This is a genomic window from Mycobacterium pseudokansasii, assembly GCF_900566075.1.
GTDB classification, from domain to species: Bacteria; Actinomycetota; Actinomycetes; order Mycobacteriales; family Mycobacteriaceae; genus Mycobacterium; species Mycobacterium pseudokansasii.
The window spans coordinates 5731680-5755334 of record NZ_UPHU01000001.1; the positions used below are offsets into that span (position 1 = coordinate 5731680).

The following is a 23655-nucleotide window of genomic DNA, read 5'->3' on the forward strand; positions in this document are numbered from 1 at the left end:
CCCGCAACCGGATGGGCCAGGCACACAACGAAGAAAGCCCGGCCGTAGCCGGGCTTTCCCGCTTCGCCGAGGTTACTGGCTCGGCGGCATCAAGACCGTGTCGATCATGTACACGGTCGCGTTGGCGGTGTGAACGCCCCCGCATACCAGCCCGGCACCGTTGATCTTGAGGTCGTTGCCCTGGCCGGTCACGGTCACGTTGGCCCCTTGCAGCGTCGTGTGCGTGCCGTCGATCTTGCCCGGGCTCGCCTGACCTTGCACCACGTGATAGGTCAGGATACTGCTCAGCAGCTTTGAGTCCGTCTTGAGCTGATCGATCGTGGCCGCCGGTAGCTTGTCGAAGGCCGCGTTGGTGGGCGCGAACACCGTGTACTGGCCGCTGTTGAGGGTGTCGACCAGGTTCACGTTCGGATTCAGTTTGCCCGACAGCGCCGACGTCAGCGTCGTCAACATCGGGTTGTTCGACGCCGCCGTCGCCACCGGATCCTGCGCCATCCCGGCTACCGAACCGGGACCACTGGGATTCTGCTTGGCATACTCCGAGCAGCCCGTACCGATCAGGTCAGCCGCCGGATCGGCCATCCCCGTGGTCGACGCGGGCGCCGCCATACTGCTCGACGTCGACTGGCCAGTGGCCGATTTGTTGCTGGAACACGCCGAGAAACCCCCGATTGCGATCGCCGCGAGGCCCGTCGCCGCGACTGTCCTGGCCCAAGCATTCATCATGTTCGTTTCGACTCCTTCGTCACCAGACGGCCGTGTGCCGCTCCTGTCGGACATAAGCCATTCGGAGACACGGCCACCCCGGACGGGTGCGATGGGTACGAAGCCCGGGAAACAGCCGCGACGGCGACGAGTACTTAACGCGGCAGGCCAAGCAGCCGCTCGGCGGCCAGCGTGAGCAGTATCTGCTCGGTTCCGCCGGCGATGGTGAGGCACCGGGTGTTGAGGAAGTCGTATACCGCTTGGTTGTCCACCAAGCCGCCACCCTCGGAGAGCTCCATCATGAATTCGGCCAGCGCCTGGCGGTAGCGGACCCCGATGAGTTTGCGCACGCTGGATTGCGCGCCCGGATCCTGTCCACCGACGGCCAGCTGGGCGATGCGCTGATCGAGCAGGGAACCACTTTGGGCGAGGATGATCAGCCTCGCCAACCGGTCCTGCTGGGCGACGTCGGGCTCCGTCTCGGCCAGTATCTCGAGCAGCTTCTCCATGGGGTTGCCCAGCGCGGTACCGGTGGCCATCGCCACCCGCTCGTTGGCCAGCGTGGTGCGCGCCAGTCGCCAGCCGTCGTTGACCGCGCCTACCACCATCTCGTCGGGCACGAACACGTTGTCCAGAAAGACCTCGTTGAACAGCGCGTCGCCGGTGATCTCGCGCAGCGGCCGGATCTCGATGCCGGGCGAGGTCATGTCCACCAGAAAGTAGGTGATGCCCTTGTGCTTCGGAGCGTCCGGGTCCGTCCGCGCCAGGCACACGCCCCACTTGGCCAGGTGCGCCTTGGACGTCCACACCTTCTGCCCGGTGAGCAGCCAACCACCTTCGGTGCGCACCGCCCTGGTCCGCAGCGACGCCAGGTCGGAACCAGCCCCCGGTTCGGAAAACAGCTGGCACCAAAGGAATTCGCCACGCAGCGTGGCCGGCACGAAGCGCTCGATCTGGTCGGGCGTGCCATGTTCGAGAATGGTCGGTGCCGCCCACCAGCCGATCACCAGGTCCGGCCGCACCACGCCGGCCGACGCCATCTCCTGATCGATCAGCAACTGCTCGGCCGCGGTTGCGCCGCGCCCATACGGCGGCGGCCAGTGCGGCGCCAACAGCCCGGCATCGGCCAGGGCAGCCTGCCGCTTCTCCTCCGGCAACGCCGCGACGTCGGCGACCGCGGCGGCGATCGCGGGTCGCAGCTGTTTCACCCCGGTCAGGTCGATAGTCAGCCGGCGGCGAACGCCATCGCGGGTCAGCGCGGCAATGCGGCGCAGCCAGCGCTCGGCACCACCAAGGAACCAACCGTTGGCGTGGGCCCGGCGCAAGTACAGGTGCGCATCGTGCTCCCAGGTGCAGCCGATGCCGCCGAGCACCTGGATGCAGTCCTTGACGTTGGCCTTGGCGGCGGCGATACCAAGACCGGCGGCCACGGCGGCCGCGATGGCGAACTGGCGGTCGTCGGGGTCCCCGGCGGCCCGCGCCGCGTCGGCGACGGCCACCTCGGCCTGCTCGGCGCGGCAGAGCATTTCCGCACACAAGTGCTTGACGGCCTGGAAGCTACCGATCGGCTTGCCGAACTGCTCACGAACCTTGGCGTAGGCCACCGCGGTGTCCAGCGCCCACCGGGTCACTCCCGCGGCCTCGGCGGCCAGCAGGGTGGCGGCCAGGTTCTCGACGCGCTCCCGGGAGTCGGCGATCACGGTGGCCGGTGCCGACGTCAGCACCACTGTCGCCAACGGCCGCGAAAAGTCGGTGGCCCGCAACGGCTCCACCTGCACGCCGTCGCCGGCGGTATCGACGAGCAGCCATCTGCCTTCGGCCGGCAACAGCACCACCGCGCCGACGATCGCGCCCAGTACCCACGGAACCGTGCCCGACACCCGTTGGGTCTGGGCGTCGAACTGGACATCGCCTTGCAGCGCGAGCCCGGCGATGCGTTCGCCGGCGACCAGGCCGGCCAGTAATTCGGGATCCGGCACCACCAGGCCGGCCAGCGCGGTGGTCGCCACCGGCCCCGGCACCAAAGCCTTGCCCGCCTCTTCGACCATGGCGCACAGGTCCTCGATGCTGCCACCGGCGCCGCCGCAATCCTCCGGCACGGCAACGCCGAACATTCCCAATTCGGCCAGGCCCGCGAACACCGGTCGCCAGGCGTCGGGGCTGCCTCGTTCTATGCCTTCCATGGCGCGGGCGGCCGCTGTCGCGGCCTCTCCGCAGGCCGAAGTGCGGGCCCAGTCACGCACCAACTCGCGAGCCGCGAGTTGTTCGTCGGTGACGATCGCTACCACGTTGAGCCCTCCCCGTCGTGAAATTCGCCTGGCCGGAAACGTCGAGGGACATTCAAAGCCACTAGAACGTGTTCTAATAGTGACAATGATCAACCGTCAAGTCGACAGCTATTAGGCCAGTACACGACGTCGTCGCGGCGACCGGGAGGTGGGAAATTCACGCACAGCATGCGTATCGTTCGGCGACGAACCGCCCCGGAGAGGAGTTGCGCGTTACATGTCTGCAGCGAACACGAGTCCGGGCCGCGTTTCTGACACGCAGCCGCGCGAGGTCATGAACGTGGCGGTATTGGCTGAGTCCGAGTTGGGTTCGGAGGCACAGCGCGAGCGCCGCAAGCGCATCCTGGATGCCACCATGGCCATCGCGTCCAAGGGCGGTTACGAGGCGGTGCAGATGCGCGCCGTGGCCGATCGCGCCGATGTCGCCGTCGGCACGCTGTACCGCTACTTCCCGTCGAAGGTCCATCTGCTGGTGTCGGCGCTGGGCCGGGAATTCAGCCGCATCGACGCCAAGACCGACCGCTCCGCGCTGGCCGGCGGCACTGCATATCAGCGGCTGAGCTTCATGGTCGGCAAGCTCAATCGCGCGATGCAGCGCAATCCCCTGCTGACCGAGGCGATGACACGTGCCTACGTCTTCGCCGACGCTTCGGCGGCCAGCGAGGTCGACCACGTGGAGAAGCTCATCGATTCCATGTTCGCCCGCGCCATGGCCGACGGTGAACCGACCGAGGATCAGTACCACATCGCCCGGGTGATCTCGGATGTGTGGTTGTCGAATCTGCTTGCGTGGCTGACCCGTCGCGCGTCGGCCACCGACGTGAGCAAGCGGCTGGATCTGGCCGTGCGGCTGCTGCTCGGTGGTCAGGAGAGCGACTAAATCGACAAACGCCCGGATGCGCCGTCGGGTACGACACACCGTGGGTCTGGGCGATCTGCGCCGCCGAGCGGGCCGCGTCGCCGACTGCTTTGAACCCTTTTGGCGGTAAACGTCGCAACATCGCCGGCGACCCATGTTCCGGCGCAACAGGATACGGGTTTCGCCGTAAATGATACTCGATATCTTTCGCCGAGCTAACTACTTCGATCTGAAAAGGTCGGCGCGATTGATCCGCGGTTGGATGACGCTGAACTGGGGGGATGGCCTCAAGCCGTCGCTACGGAAGGGATTGAGGCCATCGTGTGAGCTCGCCGAGCTGGCCGCCACCGCCAAAGACAGGGCGAAGCGGCTGCTCGCCAACGCCAAACGGGCGCTGCGCCGCGCGCAGGCGAAGGCCGACGAGCTGCGAAAACACGTTATCCGCGGAGCGGCGGCGGGGCGGCGGCGCGGGCGACTGGCCCGCCCGATCGACGACCTCACCCACCTGCTGGCCGCGACCCGCCAGATCGTCGCCCAGATCCGGCAACGGGTCGCCGGGATCACCCCCGATGGCGCGACCCGGCGGGTCAGCCTGCACGACCCCGATGCCCGCCCGATCCGCAAAGGACGCCTGGGAAAGTCGGTGGAGTTCGGGCACAAGGGCCAGGTCGTCGACAACGACGACGGGATCGTGCTGGATCACACTGTGGAGCAGGGCAATCCGCCCGATGCGCCGCAACTGGCTCCGGCGGTCAAACGGGTGACCAAGCGCGCCGGGCGCACGCCGCGCACCGTCACCGCCGACCGCGGCTACCGCGAAGCCGGGGTCGACAAGCAGCTCACCGACCTCGGTGTCACCAACGTGGTGATCCCACGCAAAGGCAAAACCTCTCAGGCCCGACGCGCCGAAGAACACCGAAAAGCATTCCGCCGCACCGTCAAATGGCGAACCGGCAGCGAAGGACGAATCAGCCACCTCGAACGCGGCTACGGCTGGGACCGCGCCCGCATCGATACCACCGCGGGCACCCGAATCTGGACCGGACACGGCGTCTTCGCCCACAACCTGGTCAAGATCAGCGCCCTCGCCGCATGACCGGTCAACGGGTTGCTCTCCATGCTCCCGAAAATCGGGATCCGCTGCCCACGGCCGAAGGCCGACAGGCCGCCCCGTCACTTTTCAGGTCGAAGTAACTAGCTACTGCACAAGTCCCCACCAGCGGCCTAACGAAATCCGCAGGTCAACGCCCGGGTCGAGTCGACACAGCCGAAGTGACAAGGGTTAGGCCGTAGGCGGCAGCACCTCCAGCTTGTACTTCGCGGTGAATGTCCGTCGCCAGGCACGTTCGGTCACCTCGGAATCGAGACGTTCCATTCCATTCGTCGACCACCCGACCAGGATGTTCCATCCCGATCGCCCGAACCAACGTTGTCACCTTGCTCGTCATCTCGGAGAGTCTCTCCATCCCGGCCCTTGGATCACTAATTGCCAGGGGCGGGCGCCCCAACCCAGGTTGACAGGGAGGGCCGGTTTGACGGGTAAGGCGAGTCGCAGGAAGACAAGCTCGGTAGCCAGATAGATTAATAGCCCAGCGCTCAGGCGAGCGCTGGGCTATCAGCGCTTTGCTATCCGCTTCTAATGACCTGGAGTCGGGGACGGCGCAGGTAAGGGCGCCGCGTGATTGGGCGCGCCATGATTGCCGTGCGGGACCTCCATTACCATTGCAGGGTATTCAAGCTGGCGATGATGAGGCTGGCCGGCATGATTGCCATAGACGGCAAACCCGAATCCCGCGAAGAATATTCCGGCGACGATCACAAGCGTCCCAGTGACGACAGCAACCCACGCCGCCGCCTTGAATATCTTCGGAACTTCAGTTCTTGGCGTCATTCTTGTGGCCGGTGGCGCGGGACTCTCCGAGGTTTCCTGTACTGGAGTTTCAAGTGTTTCTTTCACAACAAAATATAGTAGCAGCGTGAGTTATATCCCCACCTGCCGATTAGCAATGAAGAACCTCTGAGCCAGCGAATCGTCTATCGCTACCATCATCTGCATAATTTGAGGTTCTGCAAATACGGATCAGCGCGAAGTCATGGACTTTAGAGGCTCCGTCCCTTGATTTGAACGGGCTGACGCTCCGCAATTTCGATGCTTGGCCGGCCTTATCACAACCCTCACCCATCGGTATCGGTATCGGTATCGGTATCGTAGTTTATATATTCATTGCCATCGGGGGTTAGCGAGCTATCGTTGTTGTTATTAACACCCCCGCCACCAAAGACTTCTTCAATAAACCAACCCGCTGATCCAAACCATGGATCGACTTCGTCGCCGCCTCCAAGGTTAATGCCCACACCCGCATTATTCGCGCCATTATCTTCGTCGCGAATGACATTTATTGGGATATCATTCTCATTATTTTGAATCACACCCAATTCTATGAGATCGGTTGTCGAATCATCAGTAGGATAAGGACCACTGGCAAATGGGTTTGCGAGACCCACATCATCATTATAGTAACTCGGATTATAGTTCTCGTAGCTACCAGACCCTATGAAGTCTGTGTTGTATTGAGCCACCGTAGGTCCGGTCGTGACATTTTGCTCGGTATTCGTGGTAGTGGAATTGCCAGTGGTGTCTTGACTGGTGGTGGGGGCGGTTGCGCTGTAGTCGGTTCCGTTGCTGATGGTATTGCTTGTGTTGTCGTTTGTGCAGGTGTCGAGCTTGAATCCGTCGTGGGCAGTCAAGGTGATGGCGAGCCGGCCAACGTCGGTGGTGGAACTGTCGGCAGTCGCGTGGACGGCAGTAGCTAGGCCACCGGTTAGTGCTAGCGCCCCCAGGGCCATAGCGGCGCTCCGTGCGCCACGCCATTGCACCGAGCTCGGACTTGCAGTGTGCGCCTGGAAGGTCGCGGCCGGGTCGGCATTGACCGGCGGAGTTGGTTTGTGCGGCACCTGAGGCATTAATGGAAATCCCTTCTTACGCGTTTGATTGAATATCCACGGCACACCAGGTGTGCATAAATCCCATCGGAATGATTCGGTTAATCACACGCCCGAGAGAATCATTGTTCCGCGCACCAGGCGTTACACGAGCCGGCTTTCCTGTTATACCTGGTAATCTTGGTAGTATTCAACTGAACTGCAAAGACTCAGACCTCGCTCACCTTGAGTGCATGCATCCCCAGCACAAATGCGCAAGGAGCTCAACAAACGTCTAAAAGCCGCACCGTGAATATGCTCGACCAGGTTACCTGTACATATTACCGGACGGCGGTCAATCACCTATCATGGAGCATTCCAATTGATGTCGAGCGGCACTCCAAATTCGTCTACAAGTTGTGCAAGCCCATAGTAAAGTTGTTGATCCACATTCCCATGAGCTCTCATATATTCGATATACCTGATCTGATTGTGATCAAATCGTCCCATTTCCGGTAGCCATGCCCGGTCATTAGGATCATATACGTTTAGCCGCACATCGTTCAGATTTAATTGAATTGGTTCGATTTGATTTTCTTGCGTGAAGGGATTGTCCGAAAGATTACCGTCATTGTAGTCGGCAGAATCATAGTTATTATAGTTGGGAAAGCTAGATTCGTTGACCTTATTCGACTCGATGAGCTCGGGATTTTCAATAATGAGGATATTGGTGCCGCTACTTTGATTTTGGTCCACATCGTCCCAGATTGTGGGTCCGCTAATTTCATTGTACGTATCGACGATTACGGGGTCGTTCTTAATATTTGGTTCGGTATTTATGTTGGTGGTAGTGGCCGTGGTGTCTTGAGTAGTGGTGGAGGGCGTTGTTAAGTTGTTGTCGGTTCCGCTGCTGATGGTATTGCTGCTATTGTCGTTTGTGCAGGTGTCGAGCTTGAATCCGTCGTGGCTGGTGAAGGTGATCGTCAGTCTGCCGATGTCGGTGGTGGCGCTAGCGCCGGTGGCGTTGATGGCAGCGGTGACGCCGCTGGATAGTGCTAGTACTCCCAGGGCGATGAGGGCGTTCCTGGTGCGTCGCTGTCGCGGTGCACCAGGAGTTTGGGCTGGTGTCGGGCTGATTTCGGATCGGTTGGCATTGCTGATCGGCGCTGGCTTACGCGGCAGCTGAGTCATTAGCCTCGGGCTTTCACACTGAGTGATCTTGATTGCGTGTGTTGAACGAAGAAAGGTGCTCTGAGCTGGGATAATTTGGCTTGCTGAAGGACCAGGTCATCGCAAGAATCGGAGCACCAATCTGGTGGGCAAGTCTAGGTCGTGTTACCCGTCGTTGGCGTTGGATGGTCGTGCAACCGGTGTCGTGTCGCATGCTGGTGCGGTTGTGCTGCTGCGTGCCGCCGAGCGGGTGAGGCTGACCGGGGCGTTGTCGGGCGCGTTGGCGCCGTGGCGTAAACCGCTGGCCAGCCACGACCCCGGCAAGATCGTGCTCGATGTGGCTATCGCGCTGGCGCTCGGTGGGGACTGCCTGGCTGATGTCGGCCTGCTGCGCGCCGAACCCGGGGTGTTCGGTACGGTCGCATCCGATCCCACCGTGTCGAGGTTGATCACTTCGTTGGCCGCAGATGCCCCGAAAGCGTTGGCGGCCATCGGCTCTGCGCGGGCCGCCGCACGTGCCGCGGCGTGGGCGGCTGCTGGACAGGCCTCGCCGGGTCATGGGATCGATGCCGATCACCCGTTGATCATCGATTTGGATGCGACCCTGGTCACCGCGCACTCGGAGAAGGAGAAAGCCGCACCAACATTCAAGCGTGGCTTTGGGTTTCACCCGTTGTGTGCGTTCGTCGATCACGGCAGTGCGGGAACGGGGGAGTCGCTGGCGATCTTGCTGCGGGCCGGCAATGCCGGCTCTAACACCGCCGCCGACCACAAAACGGTCCTCGCGTGCGCGCTGGAGCAATTGCCCTTTCAGGTCGGCTATCGGGTCGGCAAGAAAGTTCTGGTGCGCACCGACGCCGCCGGGGCCACCCACGAATTCCTCAACTACCTGAGCGCGCGCCGGCTGTCCTACTCGCTGGGATTTGCCCTCACCGAGACGATGGCCACCGGCATCGACGCGATTCCCCAGACGGCGTGGACCCCGGCCTACGACGCTGATGGGCAGGTCCGTGACGGGGCGTGGGTCACCGAGGCAACCGGGGTCGTTGACCTGTCGGACTGGCCCGCGGGGATGCGGCTGATCGTGCGCAAAGAACGCCCTCATCCGGGCGCCCAGCTACGTTTCACCGACCGCGACGGGTTACGGCTGACCGCGTTCGTCACCAACACCACCCGTGGGCAGCTGCCCGATCTCGAACTGCGCCATCGCCGCCGCGCCCGCTGCGAAGACCGCATCCGGGTCGCCAAAGACACCGGCCTGGCCAACCTCCCCCTGCACGGATTCGACCAAAACCGGATCTGGTGCGCATTGGTGCAGCTGGCCATGGAGCTGACCGCCTGGTGCCAAATGCTGGCCTTCGAGGAGCACCCGGCGCGGCGCTGGGAACCCAAACGACTACGGCTGCGGCTGTTTTCGATCGCCGGCCGCCTGGCCCGCCACGCCCGCCGAACCCGGCTGCGCCTCGCCGCGCACGCACCCTGGGCCGACGTGTTGACCACCGCGTTGGCCCGCCTGCAACCCGGCTGACCAACTACCCAACCGTCCCCACGACCCCAAGAAAGGACCACCCGGGCCCAAGGAACCCCGCAGAAGCCGCTGACCCGGGCCCACCACCGCACCCCCCAACCGAAAATCAAGATCCAAAACCACAATCCGACCCGATCAGGCCACCACGTCAACCCCACGAAACATCCGGGTTAGCAACACGTCCTTTTCTTAGCGGGCTAAAACCGAGATAACGCCATGGCTCGGGAGGCCCAGTTGTCGTCAAAGACCTGGAAACACCGTCGACATATTTCGACATATTCCGCCAGTCGCCACGAATCTCCATGCCGGGATCCGTCACGCGGCGTTGAACGGTCAACAGTTCGGCATGTCACGATGTTGTTGGTTGCGAGGAATGTGCGTTACGAGCGCGCCCGGCAGTAAAGAATCCTGGCGTCGAGCCGCTACACCGGACGTGCGCAATCCGTGATCAAGAGTTGACAACACCTTCGACACGTTAAGGCAACCTCCGGCTAGTACGTAAGACAGTAACTTTCGATCCAATGCTAACCGCGACCATATCCGTTGCTGACAACGTTGTACAGCGGATGAATCCCGGCTTCGTTTCAAAGATCGAATTGATCCATACGCGAAACAAATGAAAAAGGATTGCGCCAAATCTGGCCACCGTCACAAGTGCGCTAAAACTGCCTGGTCAGCGGTGGAATCCTCCGGTCCCGCGTCCAGCCCCTTGCCAGAGAACTGATGCCAGCGGTGGCATGACGGGCCTCTTATGGAGGGCTTCACCCGGCGCAGGAAGTAGGGTTCTATTGACATGGGATACGATCCATGAGAGATATATGCGGGTGGCACCACGCTGCGGCGGGAACATGGCTTATTCGACTAAGAGGTCATTTCCTATGGCGGCGCGGATGAATGGCAAGACGAGCAGAGTTATATGCGGCACACGGGGAATAGAACAACGCCATCGAGATCTTAATCTCTTGTTACCATTAGAGACTTTTCAAGATCCAGTAAGGGCTGTGATGGTGGTCGGCTGCTGAGTTTGGTTGGCGCTCGAAATTGGCAGGTTGTCGAACCCCGCGATCCCAATAGTCAAAGGGAGAAAGGCGTGTTGTGATTCGTGCCGAAAGTCATTCCGGACATCGCATGGCCGCCGACTGTGCTAAGTCCGCTACCGAAGCGTTGCAGACCGGGATGCGCCAGGCGTTGGCCTTTGACGCCCCGTATGTGATCGAACGACTGCTCAAGGACGGGGTAGCGGATACCCATACCTTGGCGGACGAAGTATTCAGCGAAGTCAAGAAGTATCTAGTTCTGTGTGAGCTGACACCCGGTGCCGCTATCGGAATGTATTCGGGGCTTGTCGATGCGGCATGGCATACGTTTATTTTGTTCACCCCTCAGTACACAAGCTACAGCCAGCGGCATTTCGGCCGGTATCTTGACCACGTTCCGACTGTAGACGAATCAAGATACCAAGGCAGGCCCCGGCCAGGCGCTCCGGTCGTTGCTAACAATGTGCGCGGTCAAGGCGGGCTCAGAAATAGTTCCCGCGCAAATAGCAAAAAGCTGACTTTCCCAGATTTCCGCGACCGCTATGAAGCCGTATTTGGACAGTCATTACCCGATGTTTGGTACGACGAACGATGCATTAGTCCGAACCGGCGGATGATCCGTGATGACCGGCGCGGTCAAGTATGGCTCGCTCGTCATGATGGTTACGTAGAGGTGCGCTGCGCTAACGGTGCAACCCTCATCAGGGTCAACGAACTCGCCTATGCCGCTTTACAATTCATCCTTGTCACTGCCACCTTCTATGTCCGGGAACTGCCGGGCGGGCTCGCCCAAGAGGAAAAAGTCGGTCTAACTCAAGCTTTAACCCAATCTGGTGTCCTAAAAATCGCTAGTTAGCCGCTGGCATGAAACCCATTGACCGTCAGCGCCGCGATAAGGCAGCAATCTCATTACCGACCAATGCCTTTAAGGAGCAACCCGTTTCCAAAACGTTCAGCACCACTAGGGCAACTCCTCGACCGAGCGCTGAAATCTCTAGTCACCAATACCTATCCACAGTACGGAGCTACCATGTTCGATTTTGCACTGTTACCACCAGAGTTCAATTCTGCCCGGATGTATGCCGGCCCCGGATCTGACTCGATGCGCGCGGCAGCTGCGTCCTGGGAAGGGCTCTCAGCGGAAATGCATTCCGCTGCCGCGACATACGGATCGGTGGTCTCAGATCTGACCAGCATGCAGTGGAGCGGTCCGTCGTCGATGTCGATGGCCGCCGCGGTCATTCCCTATGTGGATTGGCTGACCGGCACCGCCGAGCAGGCTGGACACACCGCGGCCCAGGCAACCGCCGCCGCGACGGCCTTTGAGCAGGCCTTCACGATGACGGTGCCGCCGGCGCTGATCGCCGCCAACCGCGCCCAGCTGCTCGCGCTGATCGCCACCAACTTCTTCGGCCAAAACACCGCCGCGATCGCCACCACCGAAGCCCAATACCTGCAGATGTGGGCCCAAGACGCCACCGCAATGCACGACTACACCCTCGCCTCGGCCGCAGCATGGAAGCTGACCCCGTTTGTCTCCCCGCAATCCGACACCAACCCCGGCGGGCTCAGCGCTCAACACGCCGCAGTCACCCACGCCGCCACCAAGGCCCCCACACCCCCGACGCCCCCGTCGAACAAGGGCAACTGGATCGGAAACCTGCTCAAAGACATCGGAGCGGCGTTGACCGCGGTCGGCCTACCCGAGGTCGGGCTGCCGCTCTACGAATTGGGCGTATTCGTCAACACCTTGAAGCTCCCCAAGATCCTCAAAGACGACTTCACCGCCCTCGACGCCCTGTTCGCCTGGTACTCCACCATGGGCTCGGTGACCGGCGTCAGCGGCATGGCCAACGGGATCATCAATACCGAGAAGAGCCTCGGCTTGATTTCCGGCGTGGCCCAACCCGTGGCCGACACCGCACCCAAAGTCGCCCCGGCCCTGCTGGCCCCGCTCAATGCCATCGCCAAATCACTATCCGGAGCAACCATGCGCGCCGGAGGCGTCCTGGGCGGTCAAGTCTCGGCCACCGCGCGCAGCGCAGGCACCATCGGACAACTGTCGGTGCCCCCCTCCTGGGCCACACCCCAGGCCACCGTCGCCGCCAAAACATTCCAGGCCGCCACCCCCCTGAGCACACTGCCCACCAGCGACGCCGCACCCGCAGCCATGCCCGGCCTACCCGGAATGCCCTCCGCCGCAACCGGACGCGCCGGCGTCATACCCCGATACGGACTCAAAATGACCGTAATGTCACGCCCACTGGCGGGAGGATAAACCGGCTCCGACCGAAATTCGAGAGTCCGAAACGATGGGATTCAAACGAAGCAATTCATTTAATAGCATAACACCAGGACAAATTTGGCACCGGAAGCCGAAAGTTCCTATCGATTATATGAAATGGAAACCGTGAGCGAACCACCCCTTTGGCTGCTTTTACTACTGGTTGTAGTAATCGGAATTCTAATCGCAGTGAGTAGCGTATGGCTAGCAAATCGCGTTCTCGCCGCGGTTGCCGATGAACACAATTCGAAGATTTCGCCCTTCATTACCGTTGTCGGACTGATTTATGGCGCCCTACTTGGATTTATCATTGTCGTCGCCTGGCAACAGTTCTCCTCAGCCGAGGTCACCGTCGCTACCGAAGCATCCACGCTAACCACGATGTACAGACAGACGGTCGCCATGCCAGAACCCGAACAAACTCAGATAAAACAACTATTGCGACAGTACACCAGCGCAGTGATGGGTTCCGAATGGGCTCAGCAAGGTAGTGGCGAGGCCAGCGACAGCGCACGAGCTGCGATTACTGGCATGTACCGCATCGTGGGAAGTCAGCAGCCTAGCGTCGAATCCAGCCCAATCCATCCGGCATTTATTAACGAGTTGACACAGCTAGGGTCTAACCGCACCATGCGGATCGTTAATGCTAAGCCGCGAATACCCACGCTCCTATGGAGTGTCCTGATATCAGGTGGAGTTGTACTGGTGGCACTCACGGGTTTCTTGCGTCTCGGAAACACCATGGGCCATGTGATTGTGACCAGCGTGACCGCAATCCTACTTGGCCTGCTGCTATCGATCGCGTTTTCCCTCGACCATCCTTTTAGATCCGACGGAGGGATTACGCCGGCACCATTTCAGCATTCACTGGCGACCTTCGACGCAGTTGACCGGGGGACATAACCGGGCCAGCCGGGTCAAGTCCAGGGACTGGTATGTGACGTCGTCGTGTGATTCTTGGTGATTTAGGCGGTCAGTTCCGCTGTGGTTGCCTCCTGTTCTGGCGGGGTGTCGGTGGTGACCCGTGATTTGCTGAGGATCTCGAGGCCGAGGAAGCGGCGGGATTCGGCCCATTCGTCGTGTTGTTCGGCCAGGACCGCGCCGACGAGGCGGATCAGGGCGTTGCGGTCGGGCAAGATTCCAACGACGTCGGTACGGCGCTTGATTTCTTTGTTGACCCGCTCGATCGCTATCTGGAGCCCTGTGATCGAGACGAGATGTGACTGGCGGTTTGCGTCGCGGACGGTGTCGCCGATGCAGCGGTGGCCCATGAGTCCTCGCTCACTCGTGACCACGGTTCGTCTGTCAGCTAACCCGGTTGTGGGACCCATCCCAGTTTCATGCATACCTTCCTCTGACGGCTCCACCGAGTTAGTCCAGAGTTATCCCGGATGTCTCCGCAAAGACCCAGAATGTCTAAGCGGGGGGTCCGCAGGTGCGGCCCCGGATCAGCTCGGTATCGAGCAGCTCGACGACGGGCAGACCGGACCGCGGCGGCCGCTGCAACAGTTCACCGGCACGTCTGCCCTTCTGCAGACTCGGCTGAGACACCGTGGTGAGCCCGCGGCTGATCGCTTCCGGCACGCCGTCGAACCCGGTGACCGTCATCTGCCCCGGCACGTAAATCCCATGTCCGCGAAGGTAATCCATGGCCGACAGCGCCAAGATGTCGGCGGTGCACATCAGCGCGGTGATTCGCGGGTTGGCCGTCAGCGCCACCTTGGCGGCATCGCCGCCCGACGTCGGCAGGTGTTCGTCGCTTTCCACCACGGTCAGCGAATCCGGATCGGCGCCGGCGGCCGTCATCGCATCCCAGACGCCCATGATGCGCTCGCGCTGCACGTCGAAAGCCGGCGACTGCAGCCGCTCCGCGTCGACCAGGCCCTGGCGCCGGTCGTGGCCCAGCCGCATCGTCAGCAGCCCGATGTCGCGATGTCCCAGCCCGAGAACGTAGTCGGCGATCTTGCGCATCGCTGCCCGGTCGTCGATGCCGACCCGGGACACTGCCGCAAGGTGCTTCGGCTGGTCCACCACCACAACCGGCAACCGCCGCTGCAGGACCACCTGCAGATAAGGGTCGTCGTCGCATACCGAATACACCACGAAGCCGTCGACCCCGGCGCTGAGCACGGCGGTGGTGCCGTCCTGCAGGCTGCGGCTGGGCCCGACCGCGACCAGTAGCAGGCCCTGACCCAGCTCCTCGCACGATTGCGCCACCCCGGCAACGAAATCCCGCGCCGCCGGGTCGGAGAAGAAGTAGGTCAACGGCTCGGCCATCACCAAGCCGACGGCTCCGGCTTTGCGGGTCCGTAGCGATCGCGCCACCGGGTCGGGTCCGGCGTAACCCATCCGCTTGGCCGTGGCCAGCACCCGCTCCCGCAGTTCGGTGGAAAGCTGATCCGGCCGGTTGAACGCATTCGAAATGGTCGTGCGCGACACCTTCAGCTCAGCAGCCAGTGACGCCAGAGTCGCCCGCCGGCGAGGTGTGGGGCCCACGTTCGGTGAGGCTACAGCGGGTCCGTCGGCGCGGCTACGCGGCGGTTTCGCCGTGGGTTCGCGCGGCCGCGACGTCCCGGCTTTCATGCTGGTCGCACCTGGTCCCGAGGCGGCCGGCACGGCGCCGGCACCGCCAGGGTCAGGCATCGCAAGGTTCGCAGGAGGAAGCAGGCAGTGCGCCAGCAGATGGCCGCGCCCGCCGCGCCGGCGCCAGGGCGCGGCGGCAGTCCACATCGCCGAGCAAATCGCGGCGACGGCCGCTCGACACCGACCGGACCCCGCCGACCACCCGGGCGCCGGCATCCCGCAATAAGCTGGGCAGGTGGCTTCCATCGACCTCAACGCCGACCTCGGTGAAGGATTCGGCGCCTGGCAGCTGGGTGATGACGCCGCCATGCTCGAGATCGTCACCAGCGCCAACGTGGCGTGCGGCTTCCACGCCGGAGACCCGGCCGGACTGCTGCGGGTCTGCCGGTCGGCCGCCGAGCGCGGCGTGCGCATCGGAGCCCAGGTCGGCTACCACGACCTGTCCGGGTTCGGCAGGCGCTTCATCGACGTCGACCCCGAGGACCTGCTTGCCGAAGTCGTGTATCAGATCGGCGCGCTGCAGGCCATCGCCCAGGCCGGCGGCTCAGCGGTGTCCTACGTCAAACCCCATGGCGCCCTGTACAACACGATCGTCACCCACCGCGAGCAGGCAGCTGCCGTGGCGGCGGCGGTGCGCATGGTCGACCCGGCGCTGCCGGTGCTGGGTATGACCGGTTCGGTGTTCTTCGAAGAGGCCGGCCGTCTCGGCCTGCGCACGGTGGCCGAGGCGTTCGCCGATCGCGCCTACCGGTCCGACGGGCAACTGCTGTCCCGCCGGGAACCCGGTGCGGTACTGGCCGACCCCAAGGCGATCGCCGAGCGCGCGGTCGCCATGGTGGCCACCGGCGCAGTCACCGCGGTCGACGGCACACCCGTGCCCATCACCGTGGAATCGCTTTGCGTGCACGGGGATTCGCCGGGCGCGGTGCAGATTGCGACCGCGGTGCGGGAGCGGTTGGCGGCCTCCGGCGCCGAGATCAAGGCGTTCTGCTGATGCGACTGAAACTTGGGCGTCCCGACCTGGCCCGCTATTCCGGCCGATTCAGTGTCCCTGCGGCCCAAACTGATTCGCCGTTGTCGGTGCTCTGGATGGGCGTGAGCACGCTGCTGCTCGACGACGGCTCGTCGGCGTTGATGACCGACGGCTACTTCTCCCGGCCCACCCTGGCGCAGGTGGCCGCGGGCAAGGTGGCGCCGTCGCCGGCGCGGGTGGTCGGCTGCCTGGCCCGCGCCAAGGTGTCGCGGCTTGCGGCCGTCATCCCGGTGCACACCCACATCGACCACGCGATGGATTCCGCACTCGTGGCCGACCGCACCGGCGCGCAGCTGGTCGGGGGCGAGTCTGCGGCCAATGTCGGGCGCGGCTACGGCCTGGCCGAAGACCGGCTGGTGGTCGCGGTCCCCGGGCAGCCGATCGAGCTGGGTGCCTACGACGTCACGCTGGTCGAGTCGCACCACTGCCCGCCGGACCGATTTCCCGGGGTGATCGCCGCGCCGGTGGTGCCGCCGGTGCGGGCGTCGGCCTACCGCTGCGGTGAAGCATGGTCGACGCTGGTGCGCCACCGCTCGTCGGGTCGGCGGCTGTTGATCCAGGGCAGCGCCGGTTTCGTCAAGGGCGCGCTCGACGGGTACCGGGCCGAGGTCGTCTACCTCGGTGTCGGCCAATTGGGCCTGCAACCGCGGTCCTATCTGGTCGACTACTGGACCGAGGTGGTGCGCGCGGTCGGCGCCCGCCGGGTGATCCTGGTCCACTGGGACGACTTCTTCCGTCCTTTGTCAAAACCGTTGCGTGCCATACCATATGCGGCCGACGACCTGGACGTGTCGATGCGCGTCCTCGACGAGCTGGCCGCCGCGGACGGCATCTCGTTACAGCTGCCGACGGTGTGGCGGCGCGAGGACCCGTGGGTCTGACGCGTAACCTGCCGTCGCGGCCGTTTCCGGCATGGCGACCAGATAGAGCGCAAAGCCCGCGCCCGCGATGGCGCCCAGTGCCATGAACGCCACGTCGTAACCGGCGGCGACCACGATCCTGCCGGCAACCAAATTCGACAACGCGGCACCGACTCCCCACGCGGTGGTTATCGCCCCCAGGCTGACATTGAACCGGCCGGTTCCATGCGTGACGTCCTGGACGACGAGGGGAAACAGTGCGCCGAAAATGCCGGCTCCCACACCGTCGAGAAGCTGCACACCGACAAGCCAGTACGAGTTGTCCCACAGTGGGTACAGGAACGCGCGGACGGTCAACACCGCGAAGCCGGCCAGGAATATCGGCTTGCGTCCCCAGGCGTCGGCCTTGAGCCCGACGACATATGCGACGGGCACCATGACAACCTGCGCGGCGACGATGCACGCCGACATCAGCGCCGTCCCGACCTGCTTGTTGTGCAGCGCCAGCTTCTGGCCTACCAGCGGCAGCAAGGCCGCGTTGGCGAAATGGAAGGTGAAGACGACCACGGCAAAGATCATCAGTCTCCGGGCGTGCAGCAGCACCGAGAATCCGGACGGCTGCGCGTGCTGTGTCCCGATAGCCCGATCCAGACCGCGGGCCACGTCGTTGTCAATCGCGTCGGGCGGGACCCGCAGCGTTGCCCCGATGCTGATCACCGCCATGGCGGCCAGTAGCCAGAACACCACTACCGGGCCGAACACGTAAGCGAGACCGCCGGCTGCGGCGGCTGCCGCCGCGGTACCGGCATGCCGGAACGATTCGTTACGACCAATCCGCCGGGACAACATCCGCGGCCCGACAATGCCGAGTGTTATCGCCGCCAATGCCGGATTGAAGATGGAGCCGGCGATCCCGGTAACGGCTTGCAGGAATGAGATCGAGTAGAAGCCGGCGAACAGCGGCATTGCCAATGCCGCTGCGGCGACCGACACCGCGCCGACGATGACCAACGCGCGTTTCGCGATGGTCCGGTCCACCACCGCGCCAACCGGCGTTTGCGCTACGACTCCGGCGAGACCGCCGACGGCCATGACGAACCCGATGGAGGCCTGATCCCAGTGGTGGGTCAGCAGCAGATAGATCGAGAGATAGGGACCTAAGCCATCGCGGACATCGGCCAGCGAAAACGCCAATAGGTCCAAAGCGTGCGCGGTTCGTCGGGGGAGCGGATCATCGGTGCTCGGATCGGTCATTGACGATTCCGTTCCCCCCGGGCGGTAACGGGGACCCGCCCGTCGACTCCACGTTAGTCAAAGCTCAGCGGCCCACCGGGGGAGGGCACACCGTGGTGTGTCTGGATGGCGCTGACGGCCGCTCCGCTCACAGCGGGTAGTATCCGCTGAGATCGCCTCCTGGTAGACGGCGCGCTTGCCAACAGAGCACGCGGCGCAGTTGCTCAAGCTCCGTCCAGTTCGTCACCAGTCCGCCAATAGCCGCCGATAGCCGCCGATAGGTAGCCATGCCGCTGACAACGTCGCCGCGCCGATGCGGACCGTTGGCAGGCTGGACGGTGACCGCGTGCGACCGTCGCCGACTGGGTGATGGCGTGATAACCCTTGTGCCTGAAGGTTTTTGAAACGTTGACTCTTGTCGTAGCGCTGCTGCTGCTTGCTGTGGTCCTCGGTTTCGCGGTCGCCCGTCCGCGCGGCTGGCCCGAGGCGCTGGCGGCGGTCCCGGCGGCCGTCATCCTGATCGGGATCGGCGCGATTTCGCTACAGCAGGCGGCCGCCCAGGTGGCGGGGCTGGCACGGGTAGTCGCATTCCTGGGTGCCGTACTGGTACTGGCCAAGCTGTGCGACGACGAGGGCCTGTTCGAAGCCGCAGGTGCGGCGATGGCGCGGACGAGCACCGGTTCGGTCGGGCTGCTGCGGCACGTGTTCGTCATTGCCGCAGTCATCACCGCGGTGCTCAGCCTGGATGCCACCGTGGTGTTGCTGACACCGGTGGTGCTGGCCGTCGTGCGGCGGCTGCGACCGCCGGTGCGCCCATATGCCTACGCCACCGCGCACCTGGCCAACGCCGCGTCGCTGCTGCTGCCGGTGTCGAACCTGACGAATCTGCTCGCCTACCACGTCGCCGGGATTTCGTTCATCAAGTTCACGCTGGTGATGGGGCTGCCGTGGCTGGCCGCGGTGGCGGCGGTCTACGCGGTGTTCCGGTGGTTCTTCGCCCGGGACCTGCGCGTTGCGCCGGATCCCGAGCAACTCGGGCCGCCGCCGCAGCCACCGGTGTTCGTGTTGGTGGTCGTGGCGCTGACCCTGGCCGGGTTCGTGATCGCCGAGGCGGCGGGGGTGGCGCCGGCGTGGGCCGCATTGGCCGGCGCGTCGCTACTGGCGCTGCGCAGCCTCGGCCGTAGGCACACGTCGATGACGGAGATCGTGCGCTCGGCCAACGTGGCATTCCTGGTCTTCGTGCTGGCGCTGGGCGTCGTCGTGCAGGCGGTGATGCTCAACGGCGTGGGTACCGCCATGTCTGCGGTGCTGCCGTCGGGTTCTGGGTTGCCGGCGTTGCTCGGTATCGCGGCGGTGGCCGCCGCGCTTGCCAACATGGTCAACAACCTTCCGGCGACCCTGGTGTTGCTGCCGCTGGTCGGGGCCAGCGGGCCGGCCGCGGTGCTGGCCGTGCTGATCGGGGTCAACATCGGCCCCAACCTGACCTACGTCGGTTCACTGTCCAACCTGCTGTGGCGACGGGTGCTGCGCAGTCACCACGTCGAGGCCGGCGTCGGCGAATACACCCGTCTGGGGCTGTGCACGGTACCCACCGCGCTGCTGGCGGCGGTGCTTGCGCTGTGGGCGAGCGTGCAGCTGTTCGGTGTCTGACTTCTGATGAACTGCAAATCGCATATCGGCAGACGCACGAACGTGGTCGGGTGCCGATTCCGCCGACACGCCATACTGGATGGCATGCCGCAGCCGCGTCCGGCCAGATACCTACTGCGCGCCAAGGATTTCGTCGACGCACGCTACGCCGAACCGATCACGGTCGATGACATGGCCGCGGCGGCCGGGCTGTCACGCGCTCACTTCAGTCGCATGTTCACCCGGACATTCGGGGAATCTCCCCGCGCCTAACTGCAGACCCGGCGGCTCGAGCGGGCCGCGGCGCTGCTGCGCTACACCGACAGGTCAATCGCGGAGGTCTGCGTCATGGTCGGTCTGCAGAGCGTCGGCTCCTTCACCAGCAGCTTCGCCCGGGTAGTACGGCAAGCCACCGGCCGCCTACCGCGCCAGCCTGCCACCGGCGGTGCTGCACGCCCGAGTGCCGCACTGCATCTTGCGGGCACATACTCGGCCGCCGGCCGACAGCCGGGTCGTGCCTCAAGACAGCACACGAGGAGAAGACGCCGGGCGCGATGACCACCTAGCGTCATCCCCATGTTGAAAATCGCAGGCGCCCAGCCTTGGGTACACGACAGGACGAGGCACTGAAATTCTGGACCGAGAAGGTCGGCATGGAAGTGCGCCAGGATGTTTCGCTGCCGGAGCTTGGCGGCTTCCGCTGGCTGACCGTCGGACCGCCCGGTCAAGATGACGTGTCAATCGTCTTGATGGACGTTCCCGGCCCGCCGATGCTGGATGAGGCCACCCGCCTACAAGTTCTCGATCTGACGGCAAAAGGCTTCGCCGGCACCGTGTTTCTCACCACCGACGACTGCCAGGCCAGTTACCGGGAGCTGCCGGCCCGTGGTGTCGAGTTCACCGAGCCGCCCGAACAGCGGCCGTACGGCATCGATTCCGGCTTCCGTGATCCGTCGGGCAACAGCATCCGACTGACCCAGTTGACGGACATGTCCGCCTGGGCGGCTAGCTGACTGCCCGCGTTCGGCTGATGGAGCCGCAGCACACCTCGCCGCAGCGGGTGCATCGACAATCGTCCACCCATGGCCCCGGTCGGCGATCTCATCGTTGCGGCCCAACAGATCTCGGGTGCCGGCGGGGTGGCGATCAGCACGACGTTCGATAACACCCGAGCTGTCCCTGGCGAGACGAGCCGCCCGCTGTGGCATCGCCACGGACTGATCGGATTACTCCGACCGGGTGCCGCCCACGCGATACGGTGAGGCGTGCTGCGGGTGTGTCTCGTGGTAGCTCCCGGCGATAGCTATTGACGAGGTGTCGGATGTCGTTTCTGATCGCAATTCCGGAGATGGTCGCAGCGGCGACCGACGAGGTCGCCCGAATCGGCTCGGCGCTTGCTACGGCCAATGCGGCGGCGGTCGTCCCCACCACCGGGATATCCGCCGCGGCCGCCGACGAGGTATCGACCGCGGTCGCAGCACTGTTTTCCGGCCACGCCCGGGCGTTTCAGGCGCTGACCACTCAGGCAGCGGTATTTCATGATCAGTTTGTCCAGGCCCTCGGCACCGGCGCGGCCTCGTACGCCGCCGCAGAAAGCGCAAACGCCGCCCTGCAGACCCTGGGACAGGACATCCTGGGCGTGATCAACGCTCCCACCCAGGCCGTTCTGGGACGCCCGCTGATCGGCAACGGCGCCAATGGCGCACCGGAGACCGGCCAAAACGGCGCGCCTGGGGGCATCTTGCTCGGCAACGGCGGCGCCGGCGGGTCCGGCAAGAGCGGCACCGGCCAACCCGGCGGCAGGGGCGGAGCCGGCGGGTTGCTGTTCGGCTACGGCGGAGCGGGCGGCGCGGGCGCTGCTTCCGATTCGGGTGTCGGCGGAACCGGCGGTCAGGGCGGTAACGCCGGTCTGGTCGGTGCCGGCGGCGCCGGCGGTACGGGCGGGCAGGGCATCACCGACGGGGGAACCGGCGGAATCGGTGGCCGCGGCGGCTTGCTGTTCGGCGCCGCCGGCGCGGGCGGCACCGGCGGAATCGGTCTCAACGACCACGGTGGGACCGGCGGACAGGGCGGTGCCGGCGGCCCGTTCGGCGGCGGCGGCGCCGGCGGCGCAGGTGGCGAGGGCAGCAGCCGCGGAGGTACCGGCGGGCAAGGCGGTGATGCTGGGCTGTTCGGCACGGCCGGCCCCGGCGGCGCCGGCGGGTTCAGCACCAACGGCAACGGCGGCGACGGCGGGACCGGCGGCAGCGGCGGGCTGTTCGGCTCCGCCGGGACCGGCGGGAACGGGGGGACCAGCGTGACCGCCGATGGAGGCAGCGGCGGCAGCGGCGGTGGCGGCGGCATCTTCAGTTCCGGTGGTACCGGCGGCACCGGCGGGGCCGGTCCGAGTCAACTCGGCGGGTTCGGCGGTAGTGGCGGCAGCGGCGGTCTCTTCAGTCCCGGCGGAGCCGGCGGCGCAGGCGGTTTCGGCGATCTCGGTGGGCTCGGCGGGTCCGGCGGGTTCGGCGGACTCATCGGCTCCGGTGGCGCCGGTGGCGCCGGCGGAGACGGCAACACCTCCGGAGGTAGTGGCGGGACCGGCGGAATGGCGTTGTTCATCGGTAGCGGCGGTAACGGCGGCGCGGGCGGAAATGCGGTGTCGATTGCGCCGACGGTCGGCGGCCAGGGCGGCAATGGCGGCAGCGCCGGACTGATCGGTAACGGCGGTAACGGCGGTAACGGCGGGTTCGCCAAGACTCCGGGTGCCGGCGGCGCCGGCGGCACGGGCGGACGGTTGCTGGGCCAGAACGGACTCAATGGTTTGACCTGACCACGCGCGGCGCCATCTCGCGTAGCACGGCCCGTCGTCTCGGCGCCCGCGAGCGGGGGGGAGGGACGCAACGCCCCCGAATCCTCGTGCCGCAACCTTTGCGTCTGGTCGTACCACTTGCCGGCGTGCGTCAGCTGGGCCTGCACCCGCCGCCCGGTCCGAATCGGACGGTCGACGCCAGTTCCTCACGCCAGTTCCCCACGTGACTGAATCCCCACCCGCTGGCAGGCCCGTCGGAATCCAAAGCGGCCCTAGCAGTTTCGGCTGAATCCCGCAGTGCGCCGAGACTGCGTCCGGGCACTCCGCGGCTCCGACCCGCTCAGCTGCGCCGGGACCGTGACGTACGCCTATGGCGTCGGAATACCGACCGGACGGCCCGACATGCAGACCTCGATCGCGTGATACCGGCGATGCGCGCAACTATCGAGGATGCGATCCGCAAAGGACAGCTGCTGACATGGGGCGTCATCGCGACGGGCGTGCTGGTGGAGACACCGCTGGAACGGGGTGCCCGCGCTGATGTTGCCGAAGCCGAGGCCGCAATCGAGCGATTGACGCCGGCCAGCGCCGACGCTGTGGCGAGTCGGGTGTCCGGGGGGCTAGGCCAGCCCCGCGGTGGGGGATGAAAATTGGTGCCGGCCGTTCGGCTGGGTAAGTGGTTGTTTGGCGGGCTGGTGGGGTCGAGGCGTGGGGGGTGTTTCGGTGGACCCCGTTG

Annotated in this window: 17 protein-coding genes and 4 pseudogenes; 13 read left to right on the plus strand and 8 right to left on the minus strand. The window is 64.4% G+C overall.

All coding sequences use genetic code 11. From position 1 onward, the window contains the following. Positions 1–72: 72 nt before the first annotated feature. Together EET10_RS25905 and EET10_RS25910 are read right to left on the minus strand one after the other, a co-directional pair. Positions 73–726: a fasciclin domain-containing protein gene (locus EET10_RS25905; protein WP_063467908.1), complete on the minus strand. Its 654-nt coding sequence runs from the start codon at positions 724–726 to the stop codon at positions 73–75. Between the two features lie 134 nt (positions 727–860). After that, on the minus strand, positions 861–2993 hold the full coding sequence (locus EET10_RS25910; RefSeq protein ID WP_122502607.1) for an acyl-CoA dehydrogenase family protein: 2133 nt from the start codon (positions 2991–2993) through the stop codon (positions 861–863). Positions 2994–3273: 280 nt separating this feature from the next. On the opposite strand from EET10_RS25910, the gene kstR reads away from it, so the two are divergent. Then, positions 3274–3873, plus strand: a complete 600-nt coding sequence (gene kstR / locus EET10_RS25915) for a cholesterol catabolism transcriptional regulator KstR (RefSeq protein ID WP_167480275.1) — start codon at positions 3274–3276, stop codon at positions 3871–3873. A gap of 292 nt (positions 3874–4165) precedes the next feature. After that, positions 4166–4948 (plus strand): annotated as a pseudogene (locus EET10_RS25920) (transposase); the annotation flags it as partial. Between the two features lie 540 nt (positions 4949–5488). On the opposite strand, the gene EET10_RS30340 reads toward EET10_RS25920, so the two are convergent. The 3 genes from EET10_RS30340 to EET10_RS25925 form a co-directional block, all read right to left on the minus strand. After that, positions 5489–5809, minus strand: coding sequence for a hypothetical protein (locus tag EET10_RS30340; RefSeq protein WP_136624764.1), 321 nt, complete (start codon positions 5807–5809; stop codon positions 5489–5491). Between the two features lie 218 nt (positions 5810–6027). Further along, entirely contained in the window at positions 6028–6699 is a 672-nt protein-coding gene (locus EET10_RS29350) for a hypothetical protein (protein WP_136624765.1), read from the minus strand. 441 nt (positions 6700–7140) lie between these two features. Then, positions 7141–7965, minus strand: coding sequence for a hypothetical protein (locus EET10_RS25925; protein WP_122502608.1), 825 nt, complete (start codon positions 7963–7965; stop codon positions 7141–7143). Between the two features lie 124 nt (positions 7966–8089). On the opposite strand from EET10_RS25925, the gene EET10_RS25930 reads away from it, so the two are divergent. The 4 genes from EET10_RS25930 (at position 8090) to EET10_RS25940 (ending at position 13696) form a co-directional block, all read left to right on the plus strand. Further along, the gene (locus EET10_RS25930) at positions 8090–9472 is read left to right on the plus strand and encodes an IS1380 family transposase (RefSeq protein ID WP_036400547.1); all 1383 of its coding nucleotides are present in this window, start codon (positions 8090–8092) and stop codon (positions 9470–9472) included. A 1095-nt stretch (positions 9473–10567) separates the two neighbouring features. Next, positions 10568–11365 (plus strand): glycine-rich domain-containing protein, encoded by a 798-nt coding sequence (locus EET10_RS29355; RefSeq protein WP_136624766.1) that lies wholly within the window; start codon positions 10568–10570, stop codon positions 11363–11365. Between the two features lie 174 nt (positions 11366–11539). Continuing rightward, positions 11540–12787: a PPE family protein gene (locus EET10_RS25935; RefSeq protein WP_122502609.1), complete on the plus strand. Its 1248-nt coding sequence runs from the start codon at positions 11540–11542 to the stop codon at positions 12785–12787. 132 nt (positions 12788–12919) lie between these two features. After that, on the plus strand, positions 12920–13696 hold the full coding sequence (locus EET10_RS25940; RefSeq protein WP_122502863.1) for a bestrophin-like domain: 777 nt from the start codon (positions 12920–12922) through the stop codon (positions 13694–13696). Between the two features lie 62 nt (positions 13697–13758). Here EET10_RS25940 and EET10_RS25945 read toward each other — a convergent pair. Together EET10_RS25945 and EET10_RS25950 are read right to left on the minus strand one after the other, a co-directional pair. Beyond that, positions 13759–13977 (minus strand): annotated as a pseudogene (locus EET10_RS25945) (transposase); the annotation flags it as partial. A 232-nt stretch (positions 13978–14209) separates the two neighbouring features. Then, positions 14210–15289 carry an Rv3575c family transcriptional regulator gene (locus tag EET10_RS25950; protein WP_063467912.1) on the minus strand — a complete coding sequence of 360 codons (1080 nt, stop codon included), beginning with the start codon at positions 15287–15289 and terminating at the stop codon, positions 14210–14212. A gap of 322 nt (positions 15290–15611) precedes the next feature. On the opposite strand from EET10_RS25950, the gene EET10_RS25955 reads away from it, so the two are divergent. Together EET10_RS25955 and EET10_RS25960 are read left to right on the plus strand one after the other, a co-directional pair. Further along, complete coding sequence (locus EET10_RS25955; RefSeq protein ID WP_063467913.1) at positions 15612–16370, plus strand: LamB/YcsF family protein; 759 nt, start codon at positions 15612–15614, stop codon at positions 16368–16370. After that, a complete protein-coding gene (locus EET10_RS25960; RefSeq protein WP_063467914.1) occupies positions 16370–17290 on the plus strand; it encodes an MBL fold metallo-hydrolase in 921 nt (306 codons plus the stop codon). Before EET10_RS25955 ends, EET10_RS25960 begins: the two co-directional genes overlap by 1 nt. Here the strand turns inward: EET10_RS25960 and EET10_RS25965 are convergent. Beyond that, the gene (locus EET10_RS25965; protein WP_122502610.1) at positions 17246–18523 is read right to left on the minus strand and encodes an MFS transporter; all 1278 of its coding nucleotides are present in this window, start codon (positions 18521–18523) and stop codon (positions 17246–17248) included. The genes EET10_RS25960 and EET10_RS25965 overlap by 45 nt on opposite strands. A 387-nt stretch (positions 18524–18910) precedes the next feature. Between EET10_RS25965 and EET10_RS25970 the strand changes: the two genes are divergently transcribed. From EET10_RS25970 to EET10_RS25995, 5 genes and pseudogenes are all read left to right on the plus strand, one after another. Beyond that, positions 18911–20152 carry an SLC13 family permease gene (locus EET10_RS25970; RefSeq protein ID WP_099188557.1) on the plus strand — a complete coding sequence of 414 codons (1242 nt, stop codon included), beginning with the start codon at positions 18911–18913 and terminating at the stop codon, positions 20150–20152. A gap of 84 nt (positions 20153–20236) precedes the next feature. After that, positions 20237–20714, plus strand: a pseudogene (locus tag EET10_RS25975) (helix-turn-helix domain-containing protein). Beyond that, positions 20708–21144 (plus strand): annotated as a pseudogene (locus EET10_RS25980) (VOC family protein). Before EET10_RS25975 ends, EET10_RS25980 begins: the two co-directional pseudogenes overlap by 7 nt. Positions 21145–21452: 308 nt before the next feature. Then, complete coding sequence (locus EET10_RS25990; protein WP_122502611.1) at positions 21453–22940, plus strand: PE family protein; 1488 nt, start codon at positions 21453–21455, stop codon at positions 22938–22940. Positions 22941–23350: 410 nt separating this feature from the next. Continuing rightward, complete coding sequence (locus EET10_RS25995) at positions 23351–23566, plus strand: hypothetical protein (protein WP_136624767.1); 216 nt, start codon at positions 23351–23353, stop codon at positions 23564–23566. Positions 23567–23655 lie beyond the last annotated feature (89 nt).